The 23,517-nt window shown below is 65.1% G+C and carries 21 protein-coding genes; 8 read left to right on the forward strand and 13 right to left on the reverse strand.

Annotated elements, in window-relative coordinates; translation table 11 throughout:
- Positions 1 to 11: 11 nt before the first annotated feature.
- The 7 genes from N826_RS16970 to N826_RS17000 all read right to left on the reverse strand — a co-directional run bounded on the left by N826_RS16970 (position 12) and on the right by N826_RS17000 (position 7,000).
- On the reverse strand, positions 12 to 416 hold the full coding sequence (locus N826_RS16970; RefSeq protein WP_044430766.1) for an LIC12192 family sporadic carbohydrate cluster protein: 405 nt from the start codon (positions 414 to 416) through the stop codon (positions 12 to 14).
- Positions 409 to 1,215: a sporadic carbohydrate cluster 2OG-Fe(II) oxygenase gene (locus N826_RS16975; RefSeq protein WP_044430768.1), complete on the reverse strand. Its 807-nt coding sequence runs from the start codon at positions 1,213 to 1,215 to the stop codon at positions 409 to 411. Before N826_RS16975 ends, N826_RS16970 begins: the two co-directional genes overlap by 8 nt.
- Positions 1,212 to 2,159, reverse strand: a complete 948-nt coding sequence (locus N826_RS16980; protein ID WP_044430770.1) for a transketolase family protein — start codon at positions 2,157 to 2,159, stop codon at positions 1,212 to 1,214. Before N826_RS16980 ends, N826_RS16975 begins: the two co-directional genes overlap by 4 nt.
- 130 nt (positions 2,160 to 2,289) lie before the next feature.
- Complete coding sequence (locus N826_RS16985) at positions 2,290 to 3,195, reverse strand: transketolase (protein ID WP_084720833.1); 906 nt, start codon at positions 3,193 to 3,195, stop codon at positions 2,290 to 2,292.
- A complete protein-coding gene (locus N826_RS40150; RefSeq protein WP_052831467.1) occupies positions 3,167 to 4,810 on the reverse strand; it encodes a phosphotransferase in 1,644 nt (547 codons plus the stop codon). The genes N826_RS16985 and N826_RS40150 overlap by 29 nt, the downstream gene beginning before the upstream one ends.
- Before the next feature lie 10 nt (positions 4,811 to 4,820).
- Positions 4,821 to 5,444, reverse strand: coding sequence for an SIS domain-containing protein (locus N826_RS16995; RefSeq protein WP_063772265.1), 624 nt, complete (start codon positions 5,442 to 5,444; stop codon positions 4,821 to 4,823).
- 8 nt (positions 5,445 to 5,452) lie between these two features.
- Positions 5,453 to 7,000 (reverse strand): PfkB family carbohydrate kinase, encoded by a 1,548-nt coding sequence (locus N826_RS17000; RefSeq protein ID WP_044430771.1) that lies wholly within the window; start codon positions 6,998 to 7,000, stop codon positions 5,453 to 5,455.
- 346 nt (positions 7,001 to 7,346) lie between these two features.
- On the opposite strand from N826_RS17000, the gene N826_RS17005 reads away from it, so the two are divergent.
- Entirely contained in the window at positions 7,347 to 8,507 is a 1,161-nt protein-coding gene (locus tag N826_RS17005; protein ID WP_169789364.1) for a class I SAM-dependent methyltransferase, read from the forward strand.
- A 33-nt stretch (positions 8,508 to 8,540) separates the two neighbouring features.
- Here N826_RS17005 and N826_RS17010 read toward each other — a convergent pair whose 3' ends face one another.
- The 6 genes from N826_RS17010 to N826_RS17035 all read right to left on the reverse strand — a co-directional run bounded on the left by N826_RS17010 (position 8,541) and on the right by N826_RS17035 (position 15,225).
- Complete coding sequence (locus N826_RS17010) at positions 8,541 to 9,365, reverse strand: class I SAM-dependent methyltransferase (protein WP_044430774.1); 825 nt, start codon at positions 9,363 to 9,365, stop codon at positions 8,541 to 8,543.
- 83 nt (positions 9,366 to 9,448) lie between these two features.
- Complete coding sequence (locus N826_RS17015) at positions 9,449 to 10,603, reverse strand: glycosyltransferase family protein (RefSeq protein ID WP_044430775.1); 1,155 nt, start codon at positions 10,601 to 10,603, stop codon at positions 9,449 to 9,451.
- Positions 10,604 to 10,618: 15 nt separating this feature from the next.
- Positions 10,619 to 11,782, reverse strand: coding sequence for a class I SAM-dependent methyltransferase (locus N826_RS17020; RefSeq protein ID WP_044430776.1), 1,164 nt, complete (start codon positions 11,780 to 11,782; stop codon positions 10,619 to 10,621).
- Complete coding sequence (locus N826_RS17025) at positions 11,779 to 12,939, reverse strand: radical SAM protein (RefSeq protein ID WP_044430777.1); 1,161 nt, start codon at positions 12,937 to 12,939, stop codon at positions 11,779 to 11,781. The genes N826_RS17020 and N826_RS17025 overlap by 4 nt, the downstream gene beginning before the upstream one ends.
- A 7-nt stretch (positions 12,940 to 12,946) precedes the next feature.
- A complete protein-coding gene (locus N826_RS17030) occupies positions 12,947 to 14,053 on the reverse strand; it encodes a UDP-galactopyranose mutase (protein ID WP_044430778.1) in 1,107 nt (368 codons plus the stop codon).
- Positions 14,054 to 14,088: 35 nt separating this feature from the next.
- On the reverse strand, positions 14,089 to 15,225 hold the full coding sequence (locus tag N826_RS17035; protein ID WP_044430779.1) for a class I SAM-dependent methyltransferase: 1,137 nt from the start codon (positions 15,223 to 15,225) through the stop codon (positions 14,089 to 14,091).
- A 169-nt stretch (positions 15,226 to 15,394) separates the two neighbouring features.
- Between N826_RS17035 and N826_RS17040 the strand changes: the two genes are divergently transcribed.
- From N826_RS17040 to N826_RS17070, 7 genes are all read left to right on the forward strand, one after another.
- A complete protein-coding gene (locus tag N826_RS17040) occupies positions 15,395 to 16,888 on the forward strand; it encodes an ATPase domain-containing protein (protein ID WP_244619476.1) in 1,494 nt (497 codons plus the stop codon).
- 11 nt (positions 16,889 to 16,899) lie between these two features.
- Positions 16,900 to 18,555, forward strand: coding sequence for a response regulator (locus N826_RS45730; protein WP_052831470.1), 1,656 nt, complete (start codon positions 16,900 to 16,902; stop codon positions 18,553 to 18,555).
- A 374-nt stretch (positions 18,556 to 18,929) separates the two neighbouring features.
- Positions 18,930 to 20,012 carry an ABC transporter substrate-binding protein gene (locus N826_RS17050; protein ID WP_044430783.1) on the forward strand — a complete coding sequence of 361 codons (1,083 nt, stop codon included), beginning with the start codon at positions 18,930 to 18,932 and terminating at the stop codon, positions 20,010 to 20,012.
- Positions 20,013 to 20,074: 62 nt separating this feature from the next.
- The gene (locus N826_RS17055) at positions 20,075 to 20,938 is read left to right on the forward strand and encodes an ABC transporter permease (RefSeq protein ID WP_052831472.1); all 864 of its coding nucleotides are present in this window, start codon (positions 20,075 to 20,077) and stop codon (positions 20,936 to 20,938) included.
- Positions 20,935 to 21,738 (forward strand): ABC transporter permease, encoded by an 804-nt coding sequence (locus N826_RS17060; RefSeq protein ID WP_084720835.1) that lies wholly within the window; start codon positions 20,935 to 20,937, stop codon positions 21,736 to 21,738. The genes N826_RS17055 and N826_RS17060 overlap by 4 nt, the downstream gene beginning before the upstream one ends.
- Before the next feature lie 20 nt (positions 21,739 to 21,758).
- Positions 21,759 to 22,544, forward strand: coding sequence for an ABC transporter ATP-binding protein (locus N826_RS17065; RefSeq protein ID WP_044430784.1), 786 nt, complete (start codon positions 21,759 to 21,761; stop codon positions 22,542 to 22,544).
- 52 nt (positions 22,545 to 22,596) lie between these two features.
- Complete coding sequence (locus N826_RS17070; RefSeq protein WP_044430786.1) at positions 22,597 to 23,517, forward strand: TauD/TfdA dioxygenase family protein; 921 nt, start codon at positions 22,597 to 22,599, stop codon at positions 23,515 to 23,517.

A 23,517-nucleotide genomic window follows, 5' to 3' on the forward strand; every position in this document is an offset into this window, starting at 1 on the left:
CATCCCCCCTTTCAGAGATTCGTGGGGCAGTGCGGGAGCGCCATCCGGATCAGCCAGATATCCTCGACGCGCGCGGCATCGGCGGCGCCGTGGATGGACTGGCTCTCGACGGCGCCGTGCAGGCTGGCGCCGCTGTCGATCACCCGGCGGTAGATCGCACGCCGTTTCTCGGTGTCGCGGGGCAGCATGAACAGGCTGTACAGGACGATACCCTGGACGACCGGGAGTTCGGTCAGCACCTGGTTGAGCATCATGTGGCAGCCGGGCATGGCGTATTCGGTGGCGCTCAGCAGGAAGTCGAAGCCCTTGCGCCGGCAGAAGTCCCTGATCACGAGGTTCTGGACGTGCTGCGGCGGGTTCTGGCCGAAATAGGACCGGCTGCCGATATAGCCCCTGTATCCGAAGGCTTCAGTCATGGAAGCCGTCCGGAAACCGGAAGTCGAGGCCGAGCCGCGTTGCGGCGCGCAGGGTGATCGGCTCGAAGAACTCGCCCAGCCGCTTGTCGGCATAGGGGCTGAACAGGCTCTTGAACCGGCAGTTCATCGACCAGCGGGTGGCCGGTTCCAGATTGACCCGGTTGCCGTGGAGGAGGTTCTGGCTGAACAGCAGGAAATGCCCGTAGGGTACGTCGAGCCAGACGAGGTCCTGCTCGACCGATGCGAACAGGTCGTCCACGGTGCGGTCGGCGAATCCCTTGAGGCCGGCGCAGGCCCTGGCGTTGGCGGCGGGCGGCAGGATGCACATGCTCTTGGTGCGCAGGCAGTCCACCAGCGGCAGCCAGAGCACGACCTCGTAAGGCGAATCGCCGTCCCAGACGTCGCAGTGCAGCGGCAGGAGCGAGCTGTCGTCGCCGGGGAGCTGAACGGAAAGACCGACGGTGCGCTGCATCGCCAGCTCGTTGCCGACGACGGTCGACAGCGCCCGGCGGGCCAAGGCGTGATAGGAGGTCCGGAACCAGGACTCGGCGTTCAATCCCTGGATGACGGCAAGGCGAAGGTCGTTGAGCCGGGCCGGACCGACCCGGTCGCCGATCCGGTCCAGGAAGTGCTGGGGATCGTTGGGCAGCGGCATGCCGAGATGGCCGGCGGCCAGAGCCGCCGTGCGGTCGCGGATACGGGCAAGGGCATCGGCGTCCTCGACCGGCAGGATCAGCCACTGGTCGGCTACGAAACGGTCTCCAAGGGCGATCTCATCGGGGCTGAGGAAGCCGGTCATGGCGCCGCCTCGACAACGGCTTCGACGGCTGCCTTTTCAACCGCCTGGGCGATCGCGGGCGCCGTCAGGCCGTTCAGCCTGTGGTGCTCCTGCTGGGAGCCATACTTGACGGGGAAGGCGTCGGGCAGGCTGATCCGGCGGAGCGGCGGAATCCGGCCGGGCAGACGGTCGGACAACGTCTCCAGCACGGCGCTGCCGAGGCCGCCGGTCAGGATGTGCTCTTCCACCGTGACGATCAGGCGGACCTTGCCGGCAAGGTCCACCAGGGCGTCGGCGTCGATCGGCTTCACCGTGTGCATGTGGAGCACGCCGCAGTTGATGCCCCGGGCGTCCAGCAGGTCGGCGGCATCCAGGCACGGCCCGAGCATGACGCCGGTGGAGACCAGCAGCACGTCGCCGGGAGCGCGCTTGAGGATGGCCTTGCCGAGCGTGAATCCGTCTTCCGGGCTGGTCACCACGGGATCGCCGCCCTTGGCGAGGCGGATATAGATCGGGTGCGGCCAGTCCAGCGTCGCCCACATCAGCCGGCGCATCTCCTCGGCATCCGCCACGGCCACCACGGTCATGTTGGGCAGCGCCCGCATGATGGCGATGTCCTCAATGGCGAGGTGGGTCGGACCCAGGGGGGCATAGACCACGCCGCCGCCGCTGGCGATCAGCCGCACCGGCAGGTCGTGCAGGCAGAGATCGACCGCGACCTGTTCGTAGGAACGGCGGGTCAGGAAAGTGGCGATGGTGTTGATGTACGGAATGAAGCCGTCCAGAGCCATGCCGGCCGCCATGCCGATCACGTTCTGCTCGGAGATCCCTTCCATGAAGAAGCGGTTGGGGAACTCGTCCCGCATCTCCGTCAGGGTGTCGGGACCAAGGTCTGAGCCGATGAAGACGACGCGGGGGTCGGCCTTGGCCAGCTCATGGACCATCTTGAGGCTGGTCTGACGCATCAGAAAATCTCCGGCGGGCGGGTGCCCGTTGTCGGGAACCAGCGGTAAGCGGCCTGGGTCAACAGGCCGCCGATGTCATCGGATGTCATCATTTGCCGGGAGGACAGGGGCAAGGGCAGGGAGATCGGCATCACGCCAGCGCCCGGTGCAGTCCGGCCAGATCGGACAGCGACAGCTTGGCCTTGTGGTGCCATTCGGCGCGGCCTTCGGCGAAATCGACGCCCCGGCCCTTGATGGTATGGCAGATCACGGCGGTCGGGCGGGATGGATCGGCGGGGGCGGCGGTCAGGACGCGGCGCAGATCCACCACGTCATGGCCGTCCACCTCCACAGCATTGAAGCCGAAGGCTTCCCACTTGGCCGCCAGCGGTTCGAGGGGCTGGATCGCGGAGACGGGACCGGCGGATTGCAGCTTGTTGTAATCGATCAGGGCGGTCAGCGAACCGAGCCGGTGCTTGCCGGCGCAGAGCGCCGCTTCCCAGACCGAACCTTCCCCAAGCTCGCCGTCGCCGAGCAGCACGAAGACCCGGCTGTCGCGCCCCTGCATCCGTGCGGCCAGCGCCATGCCGACGCCGATGGGAAGGCCATGGCCAAGCGCTCCGGTCGATGCCTCGACGCCCGTCACCTTGCCGTATTCGGGATGTCCGCCGAGGAAGCTGTCGAATCGGCAAAAATCGTCGAGTGCCGCTTCCGGGAAGAAGCCCTTGTCGGCCAGCACCGCATAGAGGGCGAGGCAGCCGTGACCCTTGCTGAGGATGAAGCGGTCGCGTCCGACCCAGCGCGGGTCGTCCGGGCGGTAGCGCATCACGTCGTCATAGAGGACGCGAATGGCTTCGACCGGCGACATGCTGGAGCCGATATGGCCGCGCCCGCCGCCTTCCAGTGCCCGGACGACCAGCCGGCGCAGATGGAGCGAGCGCGCATCGAGTGCGGCGTTCGACCGGTCCGACCCGATCGGCCCTTCGAACGGGGGCAGGTCAGGTGGCGCCTGGTCGAGCGGCGGCAAATCAAGCGGCGAAGGAGAAGCGGCCGTCATGGTCGGTCAGCGTCCTGAGCAGAGTGGTGGCCTTGGCGAGTTGCCGGGTTTCCGCCGCGATGCGGTCCTCAGCCCCCGCGAAGGCGCGGCGTGCCCAGCGTTCGGGCAGGAATTCGTTGAGCAGGATCAGGCACCAGCGCAAACCGTAGAGCGGATGAAGCAGATCGAAACGATCGGCGAAACCGGCGTCGCGGGCGAAAACGATCCGGCATCCGGCAAGGAAGCGCGCCTTTAGGGCCGGCTGTAGCGCCATGCCGGGATGAAGCACGAAGTCGGCGGCCAGCTTTACCGGATCATCCCAGCCGAAATACTCGAAATCGACGAAATACAAGCCATCCGGTGCCGCGAGGGCGTTGTGGAAGCCCAGGTCCGACGGGCTGAGGGTGCGGAGGTCCGTCGGCAGCGGTGCGTCGATCCGGCGAACCCGGCTGCCCCAGCGGTCCAGCAGAGGTCCGATCCCATCGCCCAGCAGGCGGTCGAGAGCGGGCATACCGTCGGCGGCGCTTGCCAGCGCCGCCAGCCGCCGGTCGATCTGGCAGATCAGTTCGGCCGGGCTGAGGCAGGCTTCGGAGGCCGGCGGCAGCGTGGCAGCGTCGGGACGCTGGCGCAGGCGGTCGAGGGTCGCCACGAAGTCCAGCATGCAGGTGAGGTGATCGTCGCCCGGGTTGCTCACCGGAGCGCCGTCGATCCAGGAATAGAGCGTCGCACCGGAAACCGGATCGGCGGCGATGGCGCGCGGCGTCCGCTCGACGCCGTGGCGCTCCAGGAAGGAGAGGGCGGCGAACTCCGTCCCGAGGCGGTCGCGCGTGTCACCCGGCAGCTTCGGGTATAGCTTCAGGCAGAAGGGACCGGCGGCGGTGTCGAGCCGATAAATCCGGTTGTTGCCGCTGGCCGTCCCGCGCCGGATCGCGGTTACGGGATGCCCGAGTTGGCGTTCCGCCCAATCGGTCGCTTCGGCGACGGCGGGATCGGACGCCCGGAGGCTGGTCGTGTGCCGATCGGAAATATTCGGCGTCAGGATCGCGGCGTTCAGTCCAGCCCAGTCGCGATGGGCCTTGAAGGGGCCGGAGGGAAGCGGGCCGGGGTCGGGATGGAACAAGTGACGGGCGGTCGTTGCCGGGAAGCCGGGATGGGTCAGCACTTCTTCCAGGTCGTCTATGAAGACGTCGCAGCCGCAGGCGGCGATCCGGGCGACCTTGGCGTCGCGGTCGTCCTCGAAGAAGACGGCGGATGGATCGAGGCCGAAGTCGTCGAAGAAGCCCTGTGCCGTCATCCAGCGCAATGCCGCCTGCCGGAGATCGACGCCTGCGGGATCGAAGTGGCCGTAGTGGGACTTGTGGCTGACGATCGCCACCTTGACGCCCCGAGCGCGGCAGGCGAGCAGGAATTCCGCGACGCCCGCGATCAGCTCGGCCTCGCCCATGCGGGCGCCGTAGACCTGCCCCTGGATCGCCATCCATTCCCGTTCGCCGTCGGGGCGCTGCCGCAGCCGGTCGCGGATCGACCGTTTGGAGACGGGGAAATCCGAAAGCATCAAGCCGCGCCGTCCGGCTTCCGCCGCGAAGGCGCGGTCGTAACCGGCAAGGGTGTTGTCGAAATCGATCCCGATCAGCATGGCCGGATCATCATGTCACGTGCGCCAGGGCGGACACGGCGGGATGGCCGGCGATCAGTTCCTCCGTCGCACCCGAGAGGTGATCGACGACGGCATGACAAAGAACGAGATGGCTGATCTCGACGAAGCCATAGGCGTCGGACGGGGCGAACAGGTTGATGTCGCCGAGCAGGCGAAGCGGGTTGTCCGGGGTAAAACCCGAAAGCGTCACTATATGACATCCGATGTCACGGGCGGTGGCTACCGCCTTGACGATATCGGCAGAGCGGCCCGAACTGCTGATGGCGAACAGCAGGTCGCCCGGCTGGGCATGGAAGCCGATCTGACGGGAGAACACCTCGGAAAAGTCGTGGTCGTTGCCGAGGCAGGTCAGGGCGGCCCCGTCGTTGAAGGCCAGCGCCCGGACGCGGCCATTCTTGCTGAAGTCGATCGCCATATGGCTTGCGATGGCGGCGCTGCCGCCGTTGCCGATGAACATCGCCTTGCCGCCGGCGTCGTGGATGCGCCGCGCCGCAAGGGCCGTGGAGGCTATCGCCTTTCCCGTGGCGAGCGGGTTTCCAGCACCGTCGGTCGCAACGACATCCTCCAGCGTCGAGCCCAGGGTCTTCAGATAGCGGTCGAACTGGTCTTGCATCCCGGGTCTCACTTCAGCAGAGCGGTGACATATTTGATCAGGCGCACCTTGTCGATGGCTTGGCGGTGACCGACGATCCCCACTTTCATGGCGCCGGCCGCATTGCCGACGAAGCCGACGACGTCCAGCGGGACGCCGCGCGCGACCAGGGGCGACGTCACCGACAGGAAGGCATCGCCGGCGCCGACGGTGTCGACCACCGAGCGGGTAAAGGCGGGGATCTGATTGAAGCCGGTCTCGCGGTCGAAGCTGATGCAGCCGTCCCTGCCCGTCGTAACCATGATCCTGCCGCATGCGACGCGTTCGGACAGCCGGCGCATGAGCTGGTCCAGGGGGCTCCACCGGTCCGCCATGGCGAGCTGGACTTCGGGCCGGTCGACGCAGATGTAGTCGGCGCGGCCGTATTTGGTGACGAGGTTGAAGCCCTGGTTGGCGCTGTTGCTCTGGGCGTTGACCGCCAGGAAGCGGGCGTGGCGCTGGAACGTCTCGATGGTCGAGGCCGAGATCAGGCCATGGCCGAAATCGGCGACGACGACCAGATCCCGTTCCGGAGCAAGGCGGGCCACCAAGCCGTCCACTTCCGCCTGAAGGGATTCTGACAGCGGCGCGTCGTCGAAATGGTAGACTTCGAACAGCTTCCGGACATAGGCCGGTTCGACGAAGCGGCTCTTGCGGGTGGTCGGCGTTTCCGGCCGACGGACGGCGTGCAGGGTAACGTTCGGCTTGAGCGAGGACCGGATGAAGTCCTCGTAGCCGTCGTCGCCGATACAGGTCACGACATCGACGCCCCGGCAGAAGGAGGCAATGTGGTTGGCGGCGGCGAATACGCCGCCGGCGAAGATCTCCCGGCCCGTGAAGCGGGTCGCGATCATGTTTTCCTTGGGCGACTTGCCCATGGGCTGGACGTAGTCGTACTCGTCCAGGATGGCGTCGCCGACCAGCAGGACCCGGCAGTCGGCCACCTTGTCGAGCGCCGCCAGGACATCGCCCAGGCGCTGGGTGCCGCGTAGCCTGTTGAGATAGTCCTGGAGCGGCGGGTCATGGATATCCATGAACTGGTTGATCAGCGCCGACGAGCTGTGGACGACATCGTCGGTGAAGACGATCCGCCCGCCGCCGCGCTCCACCGCCAGTCTCTCGTCAACGATCTTGCCGGTGACGTCCTGCTCCGCCTCGGCATATTCCGCGCCCTTGATGTAGACGTCGGGCCGGAGCGATTCGATCATCGGGACGGCGGTCGGGGCCTCGCTGATCACGACGAGCGATACGGTATCCAGGGCGCCGAGCATCTCGGCCCGGACCTGTTCCGGAAAGACCGGGCGTCCCGGTCCCTTGTTGACGAACCGGTCGGCGGTGATCGAGACGATCAGTACGTCACCTTCCCGGCGGGCAAGCTTCAGGTGGCGCAGATGCCCGATATGGAGGAGGTCGAAGACGCCATGGGCCAGGACGACCCGCCGTCCCGCCGCCTTGTGGCTGTCGGCAAGGCGGGCGGCCTCATCGATGCCGACCAGTTTGGAGGTCGCGGCCCCTGCGCCGTCGTTGCTCACGGTCATGCTCTGCTGGAGCAGTGTGTGGAACGGGGTGTCCGGCCCGTCTGAAAAACTCCGATCGAGCCGGTGGGGCCGGCGGGCGATACTCTCCCCATGTCCTCGTCGCTTCCCGTAATTCAGCGGATCTTCACTAGGGCTACGAGCTTAGGACGGAACGGTTAACCAAACCTAAACGAGATGTTCATCTTTCGGCTGTTCGATAGAGGGGAGCAAACTTAAAGGAAATCTTAACTATTACAGGTGTTCCCATGACCTAGAGCAAAAGCCCGATAAGATGCCGCTTGCGTATCCGAGCATTGCTCCAGCCGTTGAGCTTGCTCAAAGGCTGGCTTTCAACAAGGACCGGATAATGCTTGATCCAACCCAATACCGCCTGGCCGAAACTATTGCCAAGCAACAGCTTCCGACCTGGCGTATTGCGCAGCGGCATACCCTCGAAGTGTTCGAGAAGGCAGGTTTTCCTGTCCGCGCGAATTCCTTCGCCGACCTGCGTCCGTTGATCGACACGATGCAGGAGAACCGGTTCGACAGCTATGTGCGCGAACTGGGGGGATTGACACCGGCTCGCCGTTCAATGCTGATGGCGGCGTTGCGGGACATCTGCATTCTACAGCTCAAATATTTGAATACCCAGGAAGTCGTCGTTCCATTTTCGACCGTAATGTCAGCTTTGGCCATTTACCAGAAGATCTCCCTGCTCAAGCCGGACTTCAAGAGTATCCTCGAAATCGGTCCCGGCTGCGGCTATACCAGCCTGTTCTTCGCGAGGCACGAAGGACTGGAAAACTATAGTTCGGTCGAAGCTTGCGAGAGCTTCTATCTGCTGCAAAGCCTGCTGGACACGCATCTCTTCGGATCCAACTTCCGCGAATATGCCGCTGTTCCCAGCCAGTCATCGGGCGATTCGTCCTGGCACGGCGGTGGCTATTTCCGATCCGACGACTATGAGCATCTGAACACTTTGACCGTGGCGGGGAGCGCGTGCCACCGGGAGATCTGTTCGCATTATCCCTGGTGGCGCATTCCCGATCTGGCCGGGTGCGGCCGCAAGTTCGATGTCATCACTTCCAACGCCAATCTGAACGAGTTCTCCGTCGGAGCGCTGACCGAATACCTTGCCCTGTCCTATCAGCTTCTGGCCGATGACGGGATCTTCTTCTTTCAATGCCCGGGCTGGAACCATGACGGCCGGGACACCAACCGGTTCCTGTATGAAGCCGGCTTCGCCCCTCTCTTCCTGGCGGCGGGCACCGTGGAACTACGGCTTGGCGGCGAGGGCGGCGCTGGCGGGCGCCTGATCCGTCAGGAATTCACGGTCCCCAACGGCGTTCTGGTCAAGAGGGGCCATCCCCTGTGGGCCGGACAGTTCCGGTCGGAGTGTTTCACCCAGCCCACGGTCTGCTTTGCCGAACCCCGCCTTCTCGATGCCTTCTTCCCGGCTGAGGCCGGCTCGTTGCCGGACCGGCACGACCTGCTGGAGGAACTCGGCGCGTCGCTGTCCTCAAGCTGACCGGCGGTATGACGGCCGGGCGGTCGAAGGGATTCAGCTTGCCCGATACTTGCCCTGGGTTGGGAATACGAAACCCTGTTCCTCGCCCTCGCCGGGCTTCCGGAGCGCTACGAAGCAGTAGTCGAAGACGATGCAGGGGAATTCCATTCCCAGCCGGGCGGTATCGGGGTTGTTGAGGTTCTGGATGTATTGCAGGGTCACGGTGCGGGGAAGATTGGGCTGAATGCAATCTTCGACCTTGATCGGCAGGTCGCGAAAGCCGAACGGCTCGTCAGGCCGCTCCTCGGCCAGCCGGCACCGAACGCCGAAGTTGTCGATGTAGACGAAATCCAGGATGGAGTATCCGTTTTCCTGGGCCACATCGAAATACACGGTCGGATGGACATTCCAGAACCCGTGATCGATATCGCCGAAGGCCGGCAGCACGAACAATGCGATACCGCCCGGCTCCAGCAGGTCATGAACCGTCCTGAACGACTGCGCGATATCGAAGATATGTTCGCTCGACCCGAAGTTGGTGACAACCGAGAACCGGCGGGGCAGCCGGCAGGGATAGTTCAGGTCCAGACGCCAATTCGCCCTCGGATCGAACATATCGATCGAGTTGTAGTCCTGCAATCCGAGATGCCGGTAAAGAGCCTGTTGAGCCCAGGGCTTCGGGCGGCCGTCCTTGAACATTTCGCCAAGCAGATCGGCCATGGCGGCCTTGTCCGTCATTGGGCCGAGGGCCGACTGAAAGATTGCCGGCGTCGTCATGACGTCCTGAGGTCCCAGCTCGACGATGGAGTTGGCATCGGCAAAGGCGCGCTTCTTATGCAGACGGGCGAACCAGTGTACCATGACCGCGCTGATGCCCATTGAACCTCGCTTGATTTCCTAAGTGCCGATGGCGGCACTGCGTTTAAGGGCCGCTGTGCCGGGGAGCGCCATGCACTCCCGGCCTAACGCTGTGCCAGATCGTCGATGATGAAGGCGGCCCGATGGCGCCAGGTATGTCCTTCCAGTATCCGCCGCCGCGCATTCGCTCCGACCCGGCGGCGAAGGTCCCCGTCCCGCAACGCTCGCTCGGCGACTTCGGCCAAGTCGTCGTTGTCGTATGACAGGTAGTCCTCTCCGGGGGTGAAGTAGGATTTCAGGCTGCTGATTTCGCCGTCCCAGCGCGAACGGCTGACCATGGCCGCCTTGCCGCAGCACATGATGTCGAGCACCCGGTTGTGCATCGTGACGGGACCGTTATGGATGTTGACGCGCGTCGACCGGAACAACTGCGCCAGCTCGCGGCCGCGATTGATCGCGCCGAAGTAATGGGGAGCGTATTGCGGCCATTTCGTCCATTCCGGATTGCCGTAGAAGGCGATCTGCGTGGAAATCGACAGCAGGGTGTCGATCACCTCCGTCCGGTCGACCAGCCTGATCAGACGCTCGTCGAAGAAGGTCTTCAGCGGGGCAGGCAACTGCTCCACCGTGAAGTTAGGATCGGACTGCCGATAGAAGTCGGTCAGGAAGGCGTAGATCTCGTTGTTGTCGGCATTGGAGTGGCGGAAACCGGCGGCCAGGAACCGGTCGATCAGTTCGCCCATGGTGACCGGCCGGCCGTCGTCGTGGCCGGCGACGATACTGAGCGTCCCCTCGTTGAGCGGTTCGTACATGTGGCCGACGAAAGCGAAGTCGAACAGCTCGGGCGTCTCGGAATCGGTGAAGATCTCCGGGTCGGTCGCCATGGGCAGGAACCGGTAGTCGCCGCCGTTGAAGTCCTCATGGCCATAGACCTTGAGCAGCAGGGCGGTGTAGACGGCATGGCTGCCCCAGGCATCCTCCAGCACCCGCCGGCCATGGACGGCGTGATTATGGATCCAGGTGATGTGCCGTACGGCAGGGTTGTAGCCGGGGATCTGGCTTGGGAACCGGTCGATCTCCAGGACGAAGTCCGGCTGGTAATTGTCGACGAAGCAGCTGAGCGCCCGTTCGTTGAGGTGCGGCCAGCCGACATGGGCTTCAACGCCGAGTTCTTCGAAGCCGCGCTTCAGCCCGAGCGTCTGGTTGATATACATATGGTCATCTTCGGCGAAGATGGCGATGCGCTTGGGCTTAGGCAACGTTCAGTCCTTCTCTCAGTCGTCGGCTTGCGGCAGATCGGGTCTTGCCGACAGGATGACACCCTGGAATCCCAGGCCGCGCAGCCGGCCGGCGATAGCGGTGTCATGCAGGTAGGCGCAGATCAGCACGGCATCGACGTCGCGCAGGGATGCCGCATCGGGCTTGACGATCGGCGGCGTCTGGCCGCCTCCGGCAAGGTGCAGTCCTTCCAGGGCGGAATTGTCGTCAAGAACCCGGACGAACCGCCGCGCGGCTCCGTACCGGGTCAGGAACGACTGGCCCTGGGCCGTGGCCCCGTACAGCGCCATCGCACCGGAGACGGCTGCCACCCGTTCCCGGCCCCGGTCGGCGGCGGCGGTCAGGCGGACCGACAGGTCGGCGGCAGGGGATGTGCCGGACTGCGGCGCCCGCCATTCCGCCGGCCGTCCAACCGCCCGGAACAGCACGCCGAAATCATGGCCGTCCTTGATCGACAGGGTGCGTAGCGGCTCCAGCCCGGCCCGGCGCGCCAAGGCCGTGAAAGTGTCGGGCGTGAAGTACTGGACGTGCTGGAGCACGATGTCGCCGAAGGCGGCGCCCCGGTCGATGAACCGGGCATCGGGGACCTCTAGATACGCGTGGCCGCCGGGGACCAGTCCTTCGCGGATCGCGGACAGCAAGGCGAAGGGATCGGCCACATGCTCGATCACCTGCCGGCAGACCATCAGGTCGGCCGGACCGCCGGGCACGGCGCCGCGGAAGATGTCCGATACCAGCGCGATGTTGGCTTCGGGCAGATGGTCCGGCGTCAGGGCACGGCACGGCTCGAACACGACCACCCCGGCGGCGCTGGCGGACAGCAGGCGCGCCACGTGACCGGCGCCGCCGCCGATCTCCACCACCCGCTTGCCGGCATAGTGCTCGGGATCGATCCAGGCTATGGCGTCCTGGAGACGCTTCACCATGGACGGGTGGACAGGGACGTTGGTCAGCGGCACGTCGCCGTACATCCGCTCCGCCAACGCGTCGGAGAAGTCCCGGTTGTAGAGATGGCCGCAGCCGTCGCACCGGACCAGGGTCAGAGGGGCGGTGTCCCCGGCCGATCCGCTGGCGGGAGCGAAGAGGCGGACGGGATAGGCCGGGATGTGGAAGACGGCTTGGGCGGACGCGCTCGCGCAGATGGGGCAGGCCGTCATCATCGGCTTTCGCCGGGCTGGACATAGCAGGACCGGCAGACAGCGGGAACCTTGCCGTCGACATGGGCCTGACGGAACTCCCGCAGGGCGTTGCCCGTCCAGACCGCGCTGAAGTCGCCGTCGGCCGTGCCGACCTCGCTGACATCCGGGTTGCCGATGATGCAGCACGGCACGACGCGCAGGTCGGAGGCGACATAGGCGCGCTCGAACGGCCAGGGGCACAAGTGCTCGGGCTTGTCCGTGTCGTATTTTCGGGTGACGTTCCAGAACGCGACCTTGATGCCCAGCCGCTCGCCCCGGTGCAGCAGGGACAGCGCTTCGGCCCTGGTGAATTCCCGCTCGACGGTGACGGCATCGTTGGCGGTGCGCCAGCGGTCCAGGCCGAAATCGACGAGGTTGAGGGAGAAGGCCATGCTGCGGAAGCCCATTTCATGGGCAAGATCGACCAGTTCGGGCAGTTGATGACGGTTGCCTCGCTGGACCACCGTCCACATCTTGGTCCGCTCGACGTTCCGTTCGGCGCAGTAGGCGTTGATCAGCTTGCAGTTCTTCACGACCTGGTCGAACACCGAGCCGCGCCGGATGCTCTCGAAGGTTTGCCGGTCGGCGCCGTCGCAGGAGATCTGGACCTCGTTGACGCCGCTGTCGATCAGCTTGCGGTAGTTGTCCTTGAGGTGCAGCAGCGAGGCGTTGGTCGTGGTCCGGACCCAGATGTGCCGGGCGCGGGCGTAACGGATCATCTCGAAGAAGTCGTCGCCCTGGAGGGTCGGTTCGCCCAGTCCCTGGACCTTGATCTCGACCAGTCCGGTCTGTTCGTCGATCAGCCGCTTGAATGCCTGAAGCGGCATGTCGGCGGCGCGGGTGCCCTTGTGCCAGTCGCTGACGGTGCACATCGTGCAGCGGAAGTTGCACCGGCTGACATTCTCGAAGTCGAGCCGGATCGGCAGATAGGCAGGCTCAGCGTTGCGGCGGCCGGATGCCTGATAGGCCAGATAGTTGCGGAGCCGCTCGGGCGAGCGGGACAGGCAGGTGCGCCGGACGCGCAGGTAGGTTTCCAGGTCTGGGACCGGCTGCGGCGTCGGCAGGCCGTCGAGGGCTTCGCCATCCTCACCCACTACATCCTGGGCATTCTGGGGAACTGCTTCGATGACGGCGGTCATGACGGCCTCACAGGTCCTTGAACAGGTCCATGCACTGCTCGATCGTCAGGGCGACGTCGAGGTAGCGGTAGCTGCCGTTGCGGCCGATCGAGAAGACGTTCTTCGGCAGGGCTTCGATGTAGCGGCGGTGCAGCGCCTGGTCGGCCTTGGTCGGATACGGGTACAGCTTGTTGCGGGTGGACGGCACTTCGATGCCGATCAGGGAGGTCGGGCTGTCGTAGTGATAGAACTTCTTGTACTCGACGACGCGGGTGAACGGCTCGGCGTTGGCGTAGTAGAGGAAATAGATGTCGTCGGGCAGGATCTTCTCGACCGGCAGTACCAACTTAAGGAAGTCGCGGCCGGCCCAGCGCAGCGGGCCATAAGCGTCCTTCAGGATGATTTCCGGAGAGATCGTGCTGATGATCAGGTCGTAGGTGTGCCACTCACCGGCGATCTTCACCCGGTAGTTCGCGATGTCGTAGTCCTCGATCGTGGTGTCGAGGTGGACCTTGGCATGCCGCGTCGCGATCTCGAAATAGGAGTTGTAGCCGTCGAGCGCGTGGGGGAAGCCGGAGATCGCCTCGGTCCAGGCGGCCTTGGGACCTGTCTTGAGAGCGACGCCCTTCGGGGTGAAGCCGAAATCGGTCAGTTCGGTGTTGCTCTCGATGTTCCACATCTTGCGCGAATAGCCGTCCACGAACTTGTCGTAGAGCGTCGGGCCGACCGAGAAGACCCAGTATTCCTCAAGGTTGCGGGCACCTTCGGCACCCGGCGCTTCCGCCAGTTCTCGGCGGATCTGCTCGGCGTCGGGCATGTCGTCCACCTCGTCCCGGTGGATCGGGAAATGGTAGAAGGCCTGGTCGCGCTCAATATAGGTCAGGAACTCGTGCCCCTGGTCGTAGCGGCGCATCGGGCAGGAGCGGTTCAGGAACTCGAACACTTCTTCCCGCCTTGTCAGGAAGTGGCGCGGGCCGAGGGTGTAGGGATGGCCGCCATAGGTGTAGGTGCGGCAGCCGCCGCCTAGCACCGGCGCGCGTTCGACCAGGGTGATGTCGGTGTAACCCTTGGCGTGAAGCATCTCGGCGGAGATGCAGCCGGCGAAGCCGCCGCCGATGATCAGGACCTTGGTCAATGTCTTTCCCTTTACTAAGTGCCGTGCCGGCCGCCTTATCGGCGGCGGGACAGGCTCAGATATTGCTGACCCCGGCCGAACAGGGCACCGAAGCGGGCGGCTGCCGCCGTGGCGCCGATATCCGGCGCGGCGCGGACCAGACCGGCCGCTTCGGCCAGCGCCTCGGCCGTGGGGTGTGAGAACTCGCGGACATCGGCGACGATGTCGTCCAGGACTTCGACGAATTCGGCGATGAAGCCGTCGCGGCGGGTCGTCTCATAGGATTCGACAAGGGCACGCGCCCGGGTGCAGAGGTCGTAGAGCCGCTGGTTGGCTTCGACCGGCCGGGGCGGCAGGGTAAAGCGGTGGTCCAGCAGGTTGTGGGCATTCAGCCAGTATTGCTCGATCGCTGGCAGGTTGAATTCGTGGTCGGCGCCGGTGATGGATTTGTACCAGCGCCAGTCGGTCACGAAATGCGGAGCGCTCGCCATGAAGTCGAAGCGGGAAGCCAGGACGCTGATCGCTTCCGGCAGGTTGATCAGGGGAATGATCGAGCCGGGATGGATCAGGTTGTCGATCACCCAGTCGTCTCGCCGCCGGTTCATGCCGCCCAATGTCGCCAGATGCGGCTCGACCATGGGAAGGATCGCGGCGGCCTGGACCTCCACCGGATCGGCCGGGTCCACGATCCGCTGCGCCAGCAGGCGGCGTAGGGTTTCCGGAAAATGGGAGAGATGGTCGACGCAGGTCACCACCAGCAGCCCGCCGACCGCCGTGCAGTCGGCCAGCCGGGTGAGCACGGCATCCGGGTTGGGCACGCCGGACAGCAGACCCTCGCAGAAGACGAAGTCGAACGGCTCCGCTGTCCGGAAGTCCTCGATCCGCGAACCGACGATCTCCGGCACGGCGATCCGGGGGTGATCGGCGAACAGGGCACGGATATGTCCGATGCCGGTCGTGTTGCCTTCCACCAGGACGAAGCGCGCCGGGTCGAGACTGGCGGTGTAGAGCGCGTTGTGGCCGCTGCCCGGCCCGACTTCGAGCACGGAGCGGCCCTTGAGGTACGACGGCAGGATGCCGAGCTGGCGGTAAAGCGCGGATCGCCGCTGCTGGTGCCGTTCCCAGTCGGAAATATCCTGGCGGACCGGAGAGATTCCGTGCGCCGTATAGAACGCGAGATGGGAAGCGGTCATAGTCCTGGGTGCATAGTCGCTGGATCGTCGATCCACCATAGGCAGCCCTGGTTAATAAAAGATTGCGGTCGCTCCGCCGTATCGGCGCCCCGGCGGTAAACAAATATGTCTCTCGAACGTTGTATATCCCCGGAACAGCATGGTTGCCTGATTGCCGAGGAAGAGACACGTGCCCGAACCTGTGCCGATGAAGAAGCTGATGACCGGTATCCCGGAAATGGACCTTGTCCTGAGGGGAGGTTTGCCGTGTCACCGCCTTCATCTGCTCGAAGGGGTGCCGGGGGCCGGCAAGACGACGATCGCGCTTCAGTTCCTTCTGGAAGGCGTCGCCCGAGGCGAGCGCGGGCTCTACATCACGCTGTCGGAATCGACCGACGAGCTGACGGCGGCCGCCGCAAGCCATGGCTGGTCGCTGGACGGGATCGACGTCTTCGACCTGATACCGATCGAGGCGGAGCTGGAACGGCAGCAGAGCGTGCTCTACCCGTCCGAAGTGGAGCTGGGCGAGACGATGCGGCTGATCACCGACAGGATCGCCGCCGACCAGCCTGACCGCGTGGTGGTCGACAGTCTGGCCGAATTGCGGCTGATCGCCCAGGACCAGCTCCGCTACCGCCGTCAGATCCTGGCGCTGAAACAGGCGGTCCAGGGCCGCCAGTGCACGACCCTTGTCCTGGACGACCTGACCAGCCAGGCGGGAGCTCGGGAACTGCACAGCCTGATGCACGGCGTCATATCGCTGGAGATGATCGAGCGCTCCTACGGGGCGGCAAGACGGCGGATGAGAGTCGTGAAGATGCGGGGCACCGACTACCAGAGCGGCTGGCACGATTTCGCGATCACCGCAGGCAACGTGCTGGTCTTCCCCAGCCTGATCGCCGAGGAGCACCAGTCGGAATTCGAGCCGTCCACCCTGTCGAGCGGCCTTGCGGAGCTGGACGACCTGCTCGGCGGCGGCCTGACGCGGGGGACCACGACGATGCTGGTCGGCCCTTCCGGAGCGGGCAAGTCGTCGCTGGCGCTGCAATACGTCATGTCCGCCGTCCGGGCCGGCGAACACGGATCGTACTTCTCGTTCGACGAGGCGTTCGGCACGCTGACCCAGCGCAGCACCGCGCTTGGGCTCGACCTTGCGGAGGCGGTGGAGAGCGGCAGGCTCGGGTGGCATCGGGCCAATCCATCGCGCCTGTCGCCCGGCGAGTTCGTCTGGCGGGTCCGCCGCGAGGTCGAGGACAACGATGCCCGCATCGTCGTGATCGACAGCCTCAACTCATATCTCAGCACCATGCCGGAGGAGACGGCCCTCATCCTGCAGATGCACGAGCTGCTGACCTATCTGAACAATCAGGGAGTAGCCACGATCCTGATCCTGGCGCAGCAGGGCATCATCGGCGACATCGAGAACCCGGTCGACCTGTCGTTCATGAGCGACGCGGTCGTGCTGCTCCGGTTCTTCGAGGCCGGGGGCGAGGTCCGCAAGGCGATCTCGGTCGTCAAGAAGCGCACCGGCATCCACGAACTGGCGATCCGCGAATTCCGGCTGTTCCCGGACGGCATGAAGGTCGGACCGAAGCTCCTGGAGTTTCAGGGCGTGCTGACCGGCGTCCCCAGCTACGGCGGGCCGCTCGATCCGCTGCTGCGAGGCGAGGGAGAGACGGGCTGACGGAGGTTCCGGTGTCGGCGCCGATACTGGTCCTGGCTCCCGATGGACGGGACGCGGACGTCATCCGGCTGGTGCTCGACGCGATCGGCATAGCGTCGCATGCCTGTGCCGACCTGGTCGACGTACGGCGGATGCTGGAGCGGGACGCGACGGCGCTGCTTCTGACGGAGGCATCGCTGATGCAGGGCTTGGGCGGGCTTGCGGACTGGCTGGACACGCAGCCGTCCTGGTCCGACCTTCCGGTCATCCTGCTGACCGCACAGGGTAGCCGCCGGGGGCATCGCGCGCGCTGGGACCTGTTCAGCCGGCTCGGCAACGTCACCATCCTGGACCGGCCGCTTCATGCCGATACCTTGAAGAGTGCTGCGCGGGCGGCGGCGCGCGCGCGCGACCGGCAGTATCGGACCCGGTCCCATATGTCCCAGATCGAGGAGGCCGCCAGCCGCCTGGAGGCCCGGGTGGAGGAGCAGACCCGCGACCTGCGCACCGCGATGGCCGAGCGCGAACGCGTCGAGGAGGCGTTGCGGCAGGCCCAGAAGATGGAGGCCGTGGGCCAGCTCACCGGCGGCGTCGCCCATGACTTCAACAACCTGCTGCAAGCGATCCTGGGCAACCTGGAGGCGCTTCAGGACCGGGTGGCCGACCGGGAGGACGCCCTGCGCCATGTCCGCGCCGCGTCGCAGGCGGGAGAGCGCGCCGCCACCCTGACCCGGCGGCTGCTGGCCTTCGCAAGGCGTCAGCCCTTGTCGCCGGCCAGCCTGAACCTCAACGCGCTGGTCAGCGGCATGCAGGAACTGGTGCAGCGTTCGGTCGGCGAAGCGATCGACATAAAGGTCATCCTGGCCGGCGGGTTGTGGCAGACCTGGGCGGATGCCAATCAGGTAGAGAATGCGCTGCTCAACCTTGCGATCAACGCCCGCGACGCCATGCCAGGAGGTGGCCGCCTGACGATCGAGACGGCCAACAGCCATCTCGACGACCGCTACGTCGCCGCCGAAGCCGGCTTGCAGGCCGGACAGTATGTCGTGCTGTGCGTAACGGACACGGGAACCGGCATGGCTCCCGAGGTCATCGAGCACGCCTTCGAACCCTTCTTCACGACCAAGCCGATAGGGCAGGGCACCGGCCTCGGGCTCAGCCAGCTCTACGGCTTCGCCCGTCAGTCGGGTGGACATGCCGCCCTTTATTCGGAGGCAGGCAAAGGGACGACAGTCAAACTCTACCTGCCCCGTCATCATGGACCCGAACGGAAGGAACCGGCACCGGTCCTGCCGGAAGCCGTCCGCGCCCATGGCGATCGGACGATCCTGGTCGTCGAGGATGAGGCGCTGGTCCGCCTGCAGCTTGTCGAAAGCCTGGAAGGGCGCGGCTACAAGGTGATCGAGACGGCCGACCCCGAAGCTGCTATCGCCGTCCTGGCAACCGACGTGCGGATCGATCTGCTGGCGACCGATGTCGGATTGCCCGGCATGAACGGACGTCAGCTTGCCGAGATCGCCCGAGAGACCCGGCCCGGCCTGCCCGTGCTGTTCCTGACCGGCTACGCCCCCAATGCCGCACAGGGTGACGAGGCGCTTGGACCGCGGACCCAGTTGCTCAGCAAGCCGTTCAGCGTCGCCGCCCTGATGGTGAAGATCCAAGGCATGCTGAAGAGCACCGACGTTTGATCGACCTGCCAGCGCCAACCCCGCGACCCCGCACGCGATAGGCCATCCTGGAAGGAGTGAAAATTCATCTCTCTTGACCGGATGAAGGAAAATAATTTCCTTCCAAGACAAGAATAATAAGTGAAAATGACTATTTGACCTTCCTTCAGTACTTGATCATCATAACCAAGCTTGTTAATAAATAGCGAGGTCCTTTCGATGATCTGGAAGTTTGAAATCGGCAGTAATAACATGTTTTATAACTGCTTTTTTTGCTGTCTCTGAGTGTTTCAAGCTACTGCGCCTGCGGTAGCGATTATATTTTCCTGGGATGAGCTTCCCAGAATAGCTTTTCATCATAATGGCGGTCCATGCGCTGCCGAAGGGCCAGATCGATGAAATCCATTCTACGTTTATCAGTCGCCGCTGCGACGTCGCTGCTTGTCGGGGTCGCCACGCTGACGCCGGCCTTCGCCGAGGATATTACCGTTCGTTTCGGGTTCGCCCAGGTAGGCGTCGGCAACCGGCAGTTCGGCAGCGGCAACTCCGCTGCCATCGCGCACGCCCAGGGGCTGGTCGAAGCCGAGTTCAAGGACGATCCCGGCGTGAAGATCGACTGGTCGTTCTTCAAGGGCGCCGGTCCCGCGGTGAACGAGGCCCTGGCGAACGACCAGATCGACTTCGCTCTCCACGGGGACCTGCCCGCCATCGTCGGTCGCTCCAACGGGCTTAAGACAAAGATCGTCGCGGCGAACGGCCTGCGCGCCAACATCTATCTGGCCGTCCTGCCGAACTCCGGGATCGAACGGATCGAGGACTTGAAGGGCCGCAAGATCGCTCAGTTCCGGGGCACCAACCTCCAGCTTGCGACGGATAAGGTATTGGCGGCGCATGGGCTGACCGAACGCGACGTCAGGTTCATCAGCATGGACTTCGCGACCGCCACGGCGGCGTTGGCCAGCGGCGACATCGACGGCGCCTTCGGGCAGGCGGACTACCTGGGACTCGAGAAGCAGGGCGTCGCACGGGTGATCTACTCGACCAAGGGGGACGACCCCGCGTTTACCCGGCATTCGCACGTCCACGTCACCGAGAAGTTCGAGCAGGCGCATCCCGAGGTCGTCGCCCGCGTCGTCAAGGTGCTGGTCAAGGCGGCGGCCTGGGCATCGGACGAGAGCAACCGCGACGCGGTGTTCGAGACCTGGGCCAAATCGGGCATCCCGGCCGAGACTTTCCGCGCCGATTACGAAGGCCAGGCACTGAAGCTTCGCAACACGCCCTTGATCGACGACTTCCTGATCTCGGCGTATCGCGATCAGGCCGAACGCGCCAAGCAGTACCGCCTGCTACGGGGCGAGGTGAGCATCGACGATTGGTTCGAGCCGAAATATGTCGACCGGGCGATCAAGGAGCTTGGCCTGGAAGGCTACTGGAAGCGCTACGACGCCCATGGCGTGGCCGAAGTAGCCGGCCGCTAGGGCTTCGCGGACAAGTCTCCCGTTCAATGACGAATGGAACCCGATACCAAGGGAACCCGATAATGACGAACCTTGACCTGGACCGCGTCGCCTTCGAGGCAGCGGTCGCGGAACGGTACAGGCTGTCCGGCAGGCGCTTCGGAGCGCGGGCCGGTGCCGGGGTCGCCAAGCGAGCGGGCACCATTGCGGCAGCCCTGATCTTTCCAGCTTCACTCTTCCTGGTCTGGCAGGTCGCCAGCCTGTTCGACCTCGTCCCGGCCCAGATCCTGCCCGACCCGAGGCTCGTGCTCGCGACCTTCCGGGAATTCTACGACACCGGCGATCTGGCCTTCCATGCCCGGATCAGCCTGCTCCGTGTGCTTCAGGGGTTCGCCCTCGGCGCCGGCGCCGGACTGCTTCTCGGCATCGCGATGGGGTTGTCGCGGCGGGTGCGGGAATTCGTCGAACCGCTGTTCCTGGCGCTGGCCCAGGTCCCGGCGCTCGGCTGGATACCGCTGGTGATGCTGCTGGTCGGCATCGACGAGGCGCTGAAGGTGATCATCATCGCCAAGGCTGCACTGATCCCGGTGACGATCAATACCAGCAGGGGCATCCTGAACGTGCCCAGGAGCTACCGCGAGGTCGGCGAGGTGTTGACCTTCGGGCGCTGGCAGACGCTGACCAGGATCCTGGCGCCGGCCTCGGTCCCGACGGTCTTCACCGGCATCCGCTACGGGTTGACCAACGCGTGGCTGGCCTTGGTCGCGGTCGAGCTGCTGGCCTCCTCGGAAGGTCTCGGCTACCTGATGGTCTGGGGCCGCCAGCTCTTCCAGCTCGACCTCGTCATCATGGCCATGATCGTGGTCGGGGTCATCGGCTTCCTTCTCGACTGGAGCCTGGGGCTGGTCGAGCGGCGGCTTCAGAGGTGGGAGGCGGCCGGCTCATGAGCGCCGTAACGATCATCCCGCCGGCCGGCGAGGCCGCCGCGACGACCGAGCCGAAGCGGCGCTGGAACGGACTGATCCTGCCGGCCGTCCTGATCCTTCTGTGGGAGGGTGCCAGCCAGTCCGGGCTGGTCGACGACAGACTGCTGCCGTCGCTTGGGACCGTCGCCGGACGGGGGTGGAGCGAGCTGGCGGACGGCAGGCTGGCGGTGGATATCGCTTCCAGTCTGGCACGCGACGTCAGCGGCTTTGCCATCGGCAGCGCGCTGGGCATCCCGGTCGGGCTGGCGCTGGGATTGTCGCGGACCCTGGACCGCTTCGTCGGTCCTACCTTCAACGCCGCCAAGCAGATTGCCGTATTCGCCTGGATACCGCTGATCTCGGTATGGTTCGGCGTCGGAGAGGCCGCCAAGATCGCGTTCATCGCATTGGCCGCTTTCACGCCTGTCGTGGTGAACACCTGGGCCGGCGCCCGTAGCGTGCCCCGCACCTTGGGGGAGGTCGCTGATGTCCTGGCCCTCAGCCGCTGGCAGCGGCTGACCCGACTGGAAATACCTTCCGCCCTGCCGTCGATCTTCGTCGGCCTGCAACTCGGCCTGATCTACTCGTGGCTGGCGACGGTCGGAGCCGAATACTTCATGACCATCGGCCCCGGCATCGGCGGACTGATGACCGAGGGGCGCGAACACTTTCACATGGACCTCGTGATCCTGGGCGTCCTGCTGCTCGGCGGCATCGGTCTTGGCCTGAACAAGCTCGCCGCCTTAATGGAAACCAGCGCACTCCGCTGGAAGCGATACTGAACCTGGGAAGGACCTACGCCATGCCCGATCAAGGAACATTGGAAATCCGCAACGTCTTCAAACGTTTCGAGGTTGCGGGCCGGACCGTCGAGGCGCTGAGCGGCATCGACCTGTCCGTGGCTCCCGGTGAGTTCGTCTCGGTCGTCGGCGCTTCCGGCTGCGGCAAGTCCACCCTGTTGAGGTTGATCGTCGGGCTGGACCGCGATTATGACGGCGAAATCCTGCTGGACGGCAGGAGGCTTGCCGGGCCGACGCTGGACCGGGCCATCGTCTTCCAGGAACATCGGCTGTTCCCCTGGTTGCGGGTCGAGGACAACGTCGCCCTTGGGCTGCTGAAATCCGCTCTGCCGGCGCCCGAGAAACGGAAGCTGGTCCGCGAGCACCTTGAGCTGGTCGGCCTGAGCGCTTTCGCGGGAGCCTATCCGGCCCAGCTTTCCGGCGGCATGTCGCAGCGCGTGGCCATTGCCCGCGCGCTGGTCAACCGGCCGGACATCCTGCTGCTGGACGAGCCGTTCGGCGCGCTCGACGCGCTGACCAGGGCCTATCTCCAGGCCGAACTCCGGCGGATCGTGCGGAGCGAAGGGATCACCGCCGTTCTCGTCACCCACGACGTCGAGGAGGCGATCTTCCTGGGGGACAGGATCGTCGTCATGCACCCCCGCCCGGGGCGAATCGCGGAAATCCTGCCGGTCGATGCCGCCAGCGGCCAAGACCGCGCTTCAACCTCCTTCGCACACCTGCGCGAAACCGTGCTGACCGGCCTTGGCGCCGGTCACCCAGCATTACCAGGCCGCCTCGCCGCCTGACCATTCGCAATCGAAGCGAAAAACCCAGAAGAAAACATAGGAAGAGTCGATCATGACCGTACAAATCCTCGCGAACACGAATACCGCCGCTCTGGACATCCGTCCGATCGGGGGCCGCATCGGCGCCGAGATCCAGGGCGTGCGGCTGGCCTCCGACCTGCCGTCGGCCGCCGTCGACGCGATCAAGCAAGCCTTGCTGAAGCATAAGGTCATTTTCTTCCGGGACCAGAGCCATCTGGACGAGGCCGAACAGGAGGCCTTCGGACGGTTGTTCGGCGATCTGGTGCCGCACCCCACGGTCCCGTCGCTGAAGGGCACCGACAACGTGCTGGACATTGACGGCAGCCGGGGCGAGCGGGCAAGTTCGTGGCATACCGACGTGACGTTCGTCGCCGACTATCCCAAGATCTCGATCCTGCGCGGCGTGGTCGTGCCGGAGGCGGGCGGCGATACCCTGTGGGCCAATACGGTCGCCGCTTATAACGATCTGCCGGAGGGGCTGCGCGAGTTCGCCGAGACGCTCTGGCTGCTGCACTCCAATGTCTACGACTATGTCGGCAATCGCCACACCGTCTCGGAAGAGGGCAGGCGGCGCTACAACGAGGTCTTCACCTCGACCCGCTACGAAACCGAGCATCCGCTGGTCCATGTCCATCCCGAAACGGGCGAGCGTGCCCTGATCCTGGGGCATTTCGCCCAGAAGGTGATCGGCTACGGCACGACCGACAGCGCTCACCTGCTGGCGATCTTCCAGGAGCACATCATCCGGCCGGAGAACACGGTGCGCTGGCGCTGGGCCGCCGGCGATGTTGCGATCTGGGACAACAGGGCGACGCAGCACCGGGCGATCGACGACTATGGCGATGCGCCGCGCGTGGTGCGGCGTGTCACCATCGCGGGAGACGCGGCGGTCGGAGTCGACGGCCGGCGCAGCTTCACCAGAAGCAAGGTCCCTGCCGCCAAAGTCGCCTGA

Source organism: Skermanella aerolata KACC 11604, from assembly GCF_000936425.1.
Classification (GTDB): domain Bacteria; phylum Pseudomonadota; class Alphaproteobacteria; order Azospirillales; family Azospirillaceae; genus Skermanella; species Skermanella aerolata.